Raw genomic sequence first — 10,556 nt, forward strand, 5'->3', positions numbered from 1 at the left:
AACATTTGAATGCATCAACCATAGAAATAGAGCCCCTTTTAATTAGGACTGTATTTCTATGGTTTCATTACAAATTTCTGCAATACATTTCACAAAATCAGTTATCTTTATATCCCACATAGTTAAGATAACACAAGAAGGAAGTATCCTCCAATGTTTGGGTTAATTGTTCATCTTCATTTGCTGAAAGTAATGATAACCAATCAATAAACTAATAAATTGCAACAACTAAGAAAGCAGCTTGGATTTTTCAATCTGCTTTCTTAGTTGTTTATTATGAATTTCCTCTCAAAATATGTTCAACTTCTTCTATACTTAATTTACTTGCTTTTGCAATCGTTTCAATTGGTATACCCAGTTCATGCATACTTTTAATCATTTGAATTTTCCCTTGCTGAACACCTTCTTGAATACCTTCCTTTTTACCTTCATTATGAGCATGAACAAACTTAGCGGCCTCATCCATTAAAACCTTTTCTCTTGCTTCATACGCTTGGAGAAAAGAAGAATCTTGACTCATATGTTCCCACTTATCCATTGCTTTTCGTAAAATTGGATCTTGATTCATGGCAATGTCCTCCAATGTTTGGGTTAAATGTTTATCCTCATTCGCTGGAAGTAATAATAGCCAACGAACAAAGGAATCTTCCCAAGGATTAATTTGTTCATTACGCCACTGTTGCATTAACTTAGGAATCTCTACAATATGAACTTCTATGTCATCACTTCGTATTTGTTCCTGTTGCTGATTCCATAGGATTCCTGTTGTATGGAATGCTTCATATTCTGGAAACATGACAAAGTTTAATAAATTAATCGTAATTGTTTTATGAAGAGAATTATAGGGCATTCCTTTTTGAAGTGGGAGCATTCTTGCCTATTTTAAATAAGCAAGTTGTATTTCTTCTTATATTTAAATGTAAGTTTATCTTATTTTTGAGCTTAAGTTGATGGGCATGTATGGTAACCCCTATTCATGCTCATCCATTCCCAATAGTTTTTGAGTTGAAATTAATGTTCCTTTCTGTTTAATCCTTTGAAGGCATAAATTGGTCTAAATACTTTTATACAAACAATTGATACAATAACTAATAATAATAAACTGTAAAAAGATAGCTTTTTTGTTATTTTATACTTTATCTACATATGATAAAATTTTGTATAGAAAAGATATATTTGCGTAAAATTATATCTTTTCATCTATATCAAGCGAGGTGATGCATTTGAAAGAAGTAACTTACAACTGTGGATTAGAATTACTATCTCATATGATTACTGGTAAATGGAAGATGTTAATATTATTTTACTTAATTTCTGAAAAGAAGCGTTTTAGTGAATTAAAATCTTTACTACCTGGAATAACTTCAAAAATGCTGACAAAACAGCTACGTGAGTTGGAACAGAGCAGGTTAATTGAGAGGAAAATATATCAACAGGTACCAATGAAAGTAGAGTACTCTCTTACATCTAAGGGATATGAGTTAGAAGCTATTTTATTTCAAATGTGTGAGATTGGTACAAATTATTTAGAAGATATTAGTGAACCTAATATTGCATTTCAAACTATCTAGAGCGCAAGTATTTTCATTATAATATTTTAAATTTAAAACAAAAAAAATCACCCGTATTTTAAATTTCTTAACCTACTACGGGTGATTTATCTTTGCAGTTTAATATCAAGCTACAAGGAAGTAATTTCCACTTGATAGTTTACGTTGCCTTTAAAATAGAGAATTAATCTATTGTTTTTATAACTCGACAAGGGTTTCCTACTGCAACTACGTTAGGTGGTATGTCTTTTGTGACAACACTTCCCGAGCCAATAATACTATTTTCCCCAATAGAAACCCCCATATTTATTACTGTATTTCCTCCAACCCAAACATTATCAGCAATGTTTACAGGTGCTGCAATTTCGTATCCGTCTCTTCTAGCCTGTGGTTCTGTAACATGGTTTACAGAATAAATCTGTACTCTTGGTCCAAGCCACACATTATCTCCAATTGACACTTTACCACAATCTAAGATAATGCAATCAAAATTTGCAAAGAAATTATCACCAACCTCAATATTGTAACCAAATTCACAACGGAAATTTGGCTCTATAAACGTATTTGAACCATTCTTTCCAAGAAGTTTTTTAATCAGTAGTTCACGATAGTCACGTTCTTCATCAGTTGTTGCATTATATAATCTTGTAATTTTCTTTGCATTTTCTCTTGCCTTGACTAATTCACTATCAAATCCACAATACATTTCGCCCAATCGCATTTTTTCTTTCACGTTCATAAATAAAATCCCCTCTCCGCCCTTAAATAAATTTATCATATATTCTTTTCTTGTATTAATAATCTTCTAACCTAAACAAATTTTAAAGAAGAAGTCCTGGTTGATAGAACATCCTCTTCAACCAAGCGTTATCAAGTTCTTAGAAAAAAGATGTATAGACCATATATGACAATTTAATTATATTTGTGAAATAAGAAAAGTCAACAAAATCAGAATTTTCATTTTAGATTATGCAATGGTTTTATATTATGAATGCTATTAAAATTAATATGGAGATTATTTAACATTACTATCTTCTAATTGCTTTTGTATATGGTTTTGTCCCCATTCACACATACAATCAAGTACAGCAGTTAAAGTTTGTCCATACTCGCTTAAAGAATACTCTACTTTTGGCGGTACTTGACTATGAACAGTACGATTAATAATTCCATCTGATTCTAATTCTCTTAATTGTTGTGTCAGCATTTTTTGGGTAATGCTTGGCATAGCACGTTTAATTTCACTGGTTCTCTTTTTTCCATTTAGTAAAATACATAATAATACTACTTTCCATTTACCACCTACAACATCAAGAGTTGCCTCAATAGGAAAATTATATTCTTTCATAAAATCGCTCCTTTTACTAGTATTAAGTCTATAATGTTTTTGAAATTAAATAAAAAACTAAGCCTCCCCTATTTTTATAGGAACTTCAAGGTTCCTATAGCACTTCAGGGTTCCTATAGCACTTTAAAGTGCGTACTTTAAAGTATGTACTTTAAAGATTAGTATATATTACATGATATCAATATTACTTAATATAAAAATAGTATTGATATTATTTATTATTTATTATTTTTTGAAAAGGGGAAATTTCATGAAAACACTTGTAATCATTGCACATCCAAATATTGAAGAATCTCGAGTAAATAAACGTTGGCTTGAGGAGATTAAAAAGCACCCAGAAGAATTTACTGTACATGAAATATATAAACGTTATCCAGATTGGAGTTTTGATATTGAATATGAACAAAATCTATTATTAGAACATGATCGTTATATTTTTCAGTTCCCATTCTATTGGTACAGCTCTCCGCCGTTATTAAAAAAATGGTTTGATGAGGTTTTAGAATACGGATTTGCATATGGTTCTAAAGGAGATAAGCTTCAAGGAAAAGAGTTTGGCCTAGCAATTTCTGCTGGTGTAGCAGAGAAGGAATATCAAGCAGGTGCAGCAAACGAGTATACATTGAGTGAATTATTAAAACCTTATCAGGCTTCATGCCTTTATACTGGGATGAAGTTCTTACCGACTTTTGCTGTATATGGTGCAGAACACAATAACTTATCAGATGAAAAATTAGAAGAAAGTGCTAGAAACTACATACTTCATATGCAGAATTTTTCTAAAGAAATGAAAGTTTAATCACATTTTTAGGAAGATACAATTTCTATTTAGGATCCTATATTTAGGATCCTTTTTTATCATTTTAGCCAAGAAGACTCCGTCCTCCCAATTATGTTCTTGTTGTGGATATCAGAACAAAGACGTTAAAAATCTAAACCTACGTAAATGGGACTGTCCTTTTTGTCGTACACACCATGATAGGGATACTAACGCAAGTATCAATATAAAAAATGAAGCGATAAGGCTTCTAACCGCAAGGACTGCGGGGTTAGCCTAATCAACTAGAGTTCGATAGAACTCTTTACTTAGGAATCCCTCATTTCTAAACGAAGTGAAAGTGGGGGTAGTTCAACTAGAGTTACTAGGCAAAAATGTATTATATAACTTAAAGGAATAACCAAGATATTCGTAGCATATTTCATATGTTTTTCCTTAAGACAATAAAAATGATATGACATTCATTAAAAATAATTAACTAATTAAAAGTTATTATGTATATAACAAGATACTTTGACACAATAAAGTGCCTACTTTTAATAATTGTTTTTAGAATATATAATAAAAATAGAATCTTAAGAAATTTGGATTTAGGAGGTGAACATATAAAGCTGTTTTATGCTGCTACATAGGTCAGGGAATTATTTTTAAAAAAATAAATCAATCTAATTAGTTGAGGTGATCTCTTGCAACTTAAAGAAGAAATTTTTCTATCGAAGAATAAAAGTAAACAATATGAGACTCCTTTAATTACTGGTGTGAAGAATTATATAAATAGTGATTATTTACAAATGCATACACCTGGTCATATAAAGGGAAGAGGATTAGATGAAGAATTTACAACCTACTTTGGAAAAAATACCTTGGATTTTGATTTAGTGGGTATACCGCCATTAGATTATTTACGTCATCCAACTGGTATTATTCACGAGGCACAGGTACTGGCTGCGGACGCTTTTGGAGCTGATTACACTATTTTTAGTGTTCAGGGTACTAGTAGCGCCAATGTAGTTATGATAATGAGCATTTGTAATCCAGGTGATAAAATTATTATTCCTAGAAATGTACATGCTTCTATTGTTAGTGGACTAATTTTATCTGGTGCAGTACCAATCTTTATATCTCCTGAGATTGATTCTGTCTACGGTGTTTGCCATGGGATTAGCTTAGAAAATATAAAGCAAACTCTAGAAGCTCACCCTGATGTTAAAGGTGTATGTGTAATAAACCCTACTTATTATGGCGCTGTAACTGATTTGAAAGCCATTATTGATTATGTGCATTCTAAGGGTATACCAGTCATAGTGGATGAGGCTCAAGGATCACATGTACATTTCCATCCGGATCTCCCTATATCTGCAATGGAAGCAGGTGCAGATATTGCATCCTCAAGTATGCATAAAATGGGCGGTTCATTTACTCAAACAAGTGTGATCAATGTTCGAGAAGGATTGGTGAGTCTAGATAGGGTTAAAGAAAATTTCTCTTTAATTACGACTACTAGCGCATCCTACTTATTAATGGCTTCTTTAGATGCAGCTCGCAAACAACTAGCAGTTAATGGAGAAGAATTGTTGCAACGAGCATTAGATTTATCTCGTATTGCAAGAGGTTCAGTTAATAAAATTCCAGGGCTTTCTTGCTTAGGACCAGAGGATTTGAAGGGTTTAAGTTCTAGTTTTGCTTTAGATGAGACAAAGCTTTGTATAAATGTGACAAACTGGGGCGTAACAGGTAGGGAAGTTGAAAATATCTTACGTGATGATTATCGCATAGAAGTTGAGCTTTCCGATGTGAATAATATTCTTTTCATTGTAACAATTGGTCATAATGAATCTGATATTGAACAACTACTACAATCATTAAAGTCATTAGCTATTCGATTTGAGAATGGCTCAATACCAATTGATTTTGATCGAGTAACTAAGAGTAAAAGTGCTATAAGAACATTAACTCCACCTACATTGGCTATGACACCTAGAGAAGCGTACTTCTCCAAAGTTGAGTATGTAGATTTAGATAAAACTATTGGAAGAGTGGCAGCAGAATCCGTTCTGGTAACACCGCCAGGGATACCTGTCCTTTTACCAGGTGAAGTTATTACAAAAGATATCGTGAATTATCTAAAATACTGTATTGAGTTAGGACTTTCTGTGCAGAGTAGCAATGGTTTACATGCTATTAAAGTCATTGATAATAAATAAACTTTTATATTTAAAAATTAGGAGGAATTTACTATGGAATTTCAAAAACAATTTGATGCAATTGTAGAACAACATATTAACTCATTACCTAAGGATTACTTATTAGTTCTTCAAGAAAGATTTAAAAATGAAGGTTTAGCAATGATGAATGACATGTTACCGCAACCTCTAATTGCAGCTATGTCTGCAGAAGCGAAATATCTTCTTTCTGAAAATGCAAAACGTCGTGATGTTACCATTAAAGCTACAGGGAATACTCCACGTAACTTTAATGTAGTAAATCGAGATAATATTCATGAGGATGGAAAATTAATTCCAGCATTCTTTAAGTCTGAAGTACTTTTAAATTTCTTAACCTTCTTAAACAATAATGAACCAGTTCACCGCATTCCTTATACACCAGAAGAGTTTATTATTAATAACCAACAGAAAACAGGTGACACACACGGATGGCATTGGGATGACTATACATTTGCTTTAATCTGGGTGATTGAAGCTCCTAAAGAAGGTGAAGGTGCTCTTGTTGAGTATGTGCCTGATACTGTTTGGGATAAAGAAAACCCAGAGTCTGGATTAAAAGAAGTTTTAGAGAGCCGTGAAATTAAGAGTTTGTATGTTCCTAAAGATCATTGTTACTTTATGAAAGCCGGCACTACATTGCACAGGGTTACACCATTAAATAACGACTCTCGTCGTACTGTTGTTGTTTTCAGTTATGCATCCGAGGAAGATATGTCTAGAGAGATTTCTCATGAAACTATGGGCGAAATTTATGAAGATAACAAAGAATTAGTAGGAGTTTAAACTATACGGTGAGTTAAACATCTTTAGAGTCGGAGAGAAATTCTTCCGACTCTTTATGAAATAACCTCTACAAAATCAAGAGTGTTTGAATAAACCTGTAAGAATTGATGTTATTTCTAAATACTCCAAAAAATTTATATGGGGGATTTTATGAGTTCTGAAAGAGCAACGGTAACTTCGCATGTTGACAATATAGCTCAAAAAAGCACGGAACATCCTACAAATACATTAAAAAAAACATTAGAAGCTAGGCACCTTACTATGATTGCTATTGGTGGTTCAATTGGAACAGGACTATTTATTTCTAGTGGTACATCCATTCAAATGGCAGGGCCTGGAGGGGCTCTAATTGCTTATATTTCAATTGGAATAATGGTATACCTACTTATGATGAGTCTAGGTGAAATGGCCACTTTTCTACCTCATTCGGGTTCATTTAGTGCGTATGCCTCTAGATTCGTAGATCCAGCTCTCGGATTTGCTCTGGGCTGGAATTATTGGTATACATGGGCCATTACCATCGCAGTAGAGTTATCAGCTTCTGCTATTATAATGAAATTCTGGTTCCCTTCTATTCCAGGCATTGTTTGGAGTGCTGCTTTCTTAACTATAATATTTTTGCTTAATTACTTTTCCACCAAGTCATTTGGAGAAGCTGAGTTTTGGTTTTCTTTAATTAAAGTAATAACAATTATAGTTTTTTTATTAATAGGATTACTCACTATTATTGGGATTATTGGTGGGGAGTTTGTTGGATTTAAAAACTTCACTATCGGTGAAGCCCCTATACCCTCTAATGGTCTAAGCATCTTATCAGTTTTTATGATTGCTGGATTCTCTTTCCAAGGAACAGAATTAATAGGGGTTGCAGCTGGTGAGAGTAAGAACCCTAAAAAAAATGTCCCTAAAGCTATAAAACAAGTATTTTGGAGAATTTTACTCTTCTATATTTGTTCTATCTTTGTAATTGGGCTGCTTATTCCATATACTCATCCTTATTTAATGAATATAGATATTGAAAATGTCTCGATGAGCCCTTTTACAATAGTCTTTGAAAAAGCAGGCTTATTATTTGCTGCATCGGTTATGAATGCTGTAATTTTAACATCTATTCTATCAGCTGCTAATTCTGGAATGTATGCATCTACTAGAATGCTATGGTCCTTAGCCAGAGAAGGAAAAGCTCCAAAATCTCTTATGAAAATAAATAAAAATGGTGTACCAATTAACGCTCTAATTTTTACGGCTCTAGTAGGAATGTTTGCTTTTCTTTCTTCCTTTTTCGGCGAAGGAAAAGTATTCATGTGGTTGTTAAGCTCTTCCGGCCTTTCTGGTTTTATAGCTTGGTTAGGAATTGCGTTAAGTCATTATCGATTTCGCAAAGCATATATAGCCCAAGGAAAAGACATTGATGATCTTCCTTATAGAGCTAAATGGTTTCCATTCGCCCCTATAATTTCAATAGTACTATGTATTGTTGTTATATTAGGACAAGAATATGAAAATATTGTAAAAACGAATGTTTCATGGGTTGATTTATTTGCGACATATATTAGTGCAATTTTATTTTTATGTATTTGGTTGGGGTATAAGATAAAATATAAAACTAAAATTGTTGATCTTAAGCAATGTGATTTTAATTAAGAATTTTCTTTTTTTAAATCTATTTATAATACTCAACATTTAAACTTAGGAGGAATTTTATTATGTTATTAATCGGCACAGAAGTATTACCATTTGAAGCGACAGCTTACCAGAATGGTGAATTTATTGATGTTACAGAAAAAAACTTCAAAGATAAATGGAGTGTAGTTTGCTTCTACCCTGCTGACTTCACATTCGTATGCCCTACTGAACTTGAAGATTTACAAAATCAATATGCAACTTTAAAAGAAATTGGAGTTGAAGTATACTCTGTTTCAACTGATACTCACTTTACTCATAAAGCATGGCATGATAACTCAGAAACTATTAATAAAATTGAATATATTATGATTGGTGATCCGACTCAAAAAATTTCTAGTAATTTCAATGTATTGATTGAAGAAGAAGGCCTTGCTGCACGTGGCACATTTATTATTGATCCAGATGGTATTATTCAATCTGTTGAAATTAGCTCTGACGATATCGGTCGTGATGCAAGTATCCTTGTAAACAAAGTAAAAGCTGCACAATACGTCCGTAATAACCCAGGCGAAGCTTGTCCAGCTAAATGGAAAGAAGGCTCTGCAACACTTAAACCAAGCCTTGACCTTGTAGGTAAAATCTAATAAATAAACAAAAAGAAATACAATTTAAGGAGTAAGACACAATGTTACTAGACGCAGATATCAAAGGACAATTAGCCCAATATCTTCAACTGATGGAAAGTGATGTATTACTAAAAGTTAGTGCAGGATCTGATGACACATCTAAAGATATGCTAGCTCTTGTAGATGAATTAGCAGCAATGTCATCAAAGATCAAGATAGAAAAAATAGAATTAGAAAGAACACCAAGTTTTAGTGTGAATCGTGTTGGTGAAGATACAGGGGTAGTTTTTGCGGGTATCCCTCTAGGACACGAATTTAATACCCTAGTTTTAGCGTTACTACAAGTTAGTGGCCGTGCTCCAAAAGTTAAGCAAAAAGTCATTCACCAAATTAAAAATATTCAAGGTAAATACCGCTTTGAATCTTACATTAGCTTAAGCTGCCACAACTGTCCTGATGTTGTACAAGCACTGAACTTAATGAGCGTTTTAAACCCTGATATTACACATACAATGATTGACGGCGCTGCATTTAAGGAAGAAGTTGAAAGTAAAGACATCATGGCAGTACCAACTGTATTCTTAAATGGTGAAACATTTGGAAACGGCCGTATAACGATGGAAGAAATTCTTGCAAAACTAGGCGTTGGCCCAGATGCATCAGAATTCGCTGATAAAGATCCATATGATGTACTTGTTGTTGGTGGAGGTCCTGCTGGTGCAAGTGCAGCAATTTACGCGGCACGTAAAGGCATTCGCACAGGTATTGTTGCTGACCGTTTTGGTGGCCAAGTAATGGATACAATGGGTATCGAGAACTTTATCAGTGTGACACGCACTGATGGTTCTAAGCTTGTAGCAAGCCTTGAAGAACACGTAAAAGATTACGATATCGACGCAATGAATTTGCAACGTGCGAAGCGTCTAGAAAAGAAAGACTTAATCGAAGTAGAACTTGAAAACGGTGCGGTTCTAAAGAGTAAGAGCGTAATTGTTGCTACCGGTGCACGTTGGCGTAATGTTGGTGTACCTGGTGAAGCTGAGTTTAAAAACAAAGGTGTAGCATATTGTCCACACTGTGACGGCCCATTATTCACTGGAAAAGATGTAGCAGTTATCGGCGGTGGTAACTTTGGCGTTGAAGCAGCAATTGATTTAGCAGGTATCGTAAAACACGTAACTGTTCTTGAGTTCATGCCAGAACTAAAAGCTGATGCTGTATTACAAAATCGTCTGTACAGCTTACCAAACGTAACTGTATTAAAGAACGTTCAAACGAAAGAAATTACTGGTAGTGACAAAGTAGAAGGTATTTCTTACATCGATCGTAAAACTGACGAAGTTCATCATATAGAATTACAAGGTGTATTCGTTCAAATCGGTCTTGTACCAAACACAGACTGGTTAGGTGAAACAGTAGAACGTGTTCGTGGTGAAATCGTTACAGACAAGCACGGTGCTACAAACGTACCTGGTGTATTTGCTGCGGGTGACTGTACAAATAGCCCATACAAACAAATCATTATTTCAATGGGATCAGGCGCAACCGCATCTCTAGGTGCATTTGATTACTTGATCCGTAACTAACAACATAATTTGATAACGATTAGAAAGTATTAAA

The 10,556-nt window shown here is 33.7% G+C and carries 9 protein-coding genes and 2 pseudogenes; 8 read left to right on the top strand and 3 right to left on the bottom strand.

From position 1 onward, the window contains the following. Window positions 1–274: 274 nt before the first annotated feature. A pseudogene (locus MR155_RS30010) lies at window positions 275–862 on the bottom strand (Rpn family recombination-promoting nuclease/putative transposase); the annotation flags it as partial. A gap of 355 nt (window positions 863–1,217) precedes the next feature. Here MR155_RS30010 and MR155_RS30015 point away from each other — a divergent pair. Continuing rightward, complete coding sequence (locus MR155_RS30015) at window positions 1,218–1,571, top strand: winged helix-turn-helix transcriptional regulator (RefSeq protein ID WP_242311985.1); 354 nt, start codon at window positions 1,218–1,220, stop codon at window positions 1,569–1,571. A gap of 163 nt (window positions 1,572–1,734) precedes the next feature. On the opposite strand, the gene MR155_RS30020 is transcribed toward MR155_RS30015, so the two are convergent. Together MR155_RS30020 and MR155_RS30025 are read right to left on the bottom strand one after the other, a co-directional pair. After that, the gene (locus MR155_RS30020; protein WP_242311977.1) at window positions 1,735–2,289 is read right to left on the bottom strand and encodes a sugar O-acetyltransferase; all 555 of its coding nucleotides are present in this window, start codon (window positions 2,287–2,289) and stop codon (window positions 1,735–1,737) included. 276 nt (window positions 2,290–2,565) lie between these two features. Next, window positions 2,566–2,898 carry a winged helix-turn-helix transcriptional regulator gene (locus tag MR155_RS30025; RefSeq protein WP_242311978.1) on the bottom strand — a complete coding sequence of 111 codons (333 nt, stop codon included), beginning with the start codon at window positions 2,896–2,898 and terminating at the stop codon, window positions 2,566–2,568. Window positions 2,899–3,148: 250 nt separating this feature from the next. Here MR155_RS30025 and MR155_RS30030 point away from each other — a divergent pair, with 250 nt between their 5' ends. The 7 genes and pseudogenes from MR155_RS30030 (at window position 3,149) to ahpF (ending at window position 10,522) form a co-directional block, all read left to right on the top strand. Further along, window positions 3,149–3,697 carry an NAD(P)H-dependent oxidoreductase gene (locus MR155_RS30030; protein WP_242311979.1) on the top strand — a complete coding sequence of 183 codons (549 nt, stop codon included), beginning with the start codon at window positions 3,149–3,151 and terminating at the stop codon, window positions 3,695–3,697. 76 nt (window positions 3,698–3,773) lie between these two features. Continuing rightward, window positions 3,774–3,956 (top strand): annotated as a pseudogene (locus tag MR155_RS30035) (zinc ribbon domain-containing protein); the annotation flags it as partial. Window positions 3,957–4,362: 406 nt separating this feature from the next. Continuing rightward, entirely contained in the window at window positions 4,363–5,880 is a 1,518-nt protein-coding gene (locus MR155_RS30040) for an aminotransferase class I/II-fold pyridoxal phosphate-dependent enzyme (RefSeq protein ID WP_242311980.1), read from the top strand. 33 nt (window positions 5,881–5,913) lie between these two features. Then, the gene (locus MR155_RS30045) at window positions 5,914–6,684 is read left to right on the top strand and encodes a HalD/BesD family halogenase (RefSeq protein ID WP_242311981.1); all 771 of its coding nucleotides are present in this window, start codon (window positions 5,914–5,916) and stop codon (window positions 6,682–6,684) included. Window positions 6,685–6,834: 150 nt separating this feature from the next. Next, the gene (locus MR155_RS30050) at window positions 6,835–8,328 is read left to right on the top strand and encodes an amino acid permease (protein WP_396027188.1); all 1,494 of its coding nucleotides are present in this window, start codon (window positions 6,835–6,837) and stop codon (window positions 8,326–8,328) included. Window positions 8,329–8,390: 62 nt separating this feature from the next. Next, window positions 8,391–8,954, top strand: coding sequence for an alkyl hydroperoxide reductase subunit C (gene ahpC / locus MR155_RS30055; protein ID WP_242311982.1), 564 nt, complete (start codon window positions 8,391–8,393; stop codon window positions 8,952–8,954). A 41-nt stretch (window positions 8,955–8,995) separates the two neighbouring features. Next, window positions 8,996–10,522 carry an alkyl hydroperoxide reductase subunit F gene (gene ahpF / locus MR155_RS30060; RefSeq protein WP_242311984.1) on the top strand — a complete coding sequence of 509 codons (1,527 nt, stop codon included), beginning with the start codon at window positions 8,996–8,998 and terminating at the stop codon, window positions 10,520–10,522. Window positions 10,523–10,556 lie beyond the last annotated feature (34 nt).

It is taken from the genome of Bacillus cereus group sp. BfR-BA-01331, from assembly GCF_022663915.1.
GTDB classification, from domain to species: domain Bacteria; phylum Bacillota; class Bacilli; order Bacillales; family Bacillaceae_G; genus Bacillus_A; species Bacillus_A mycoides.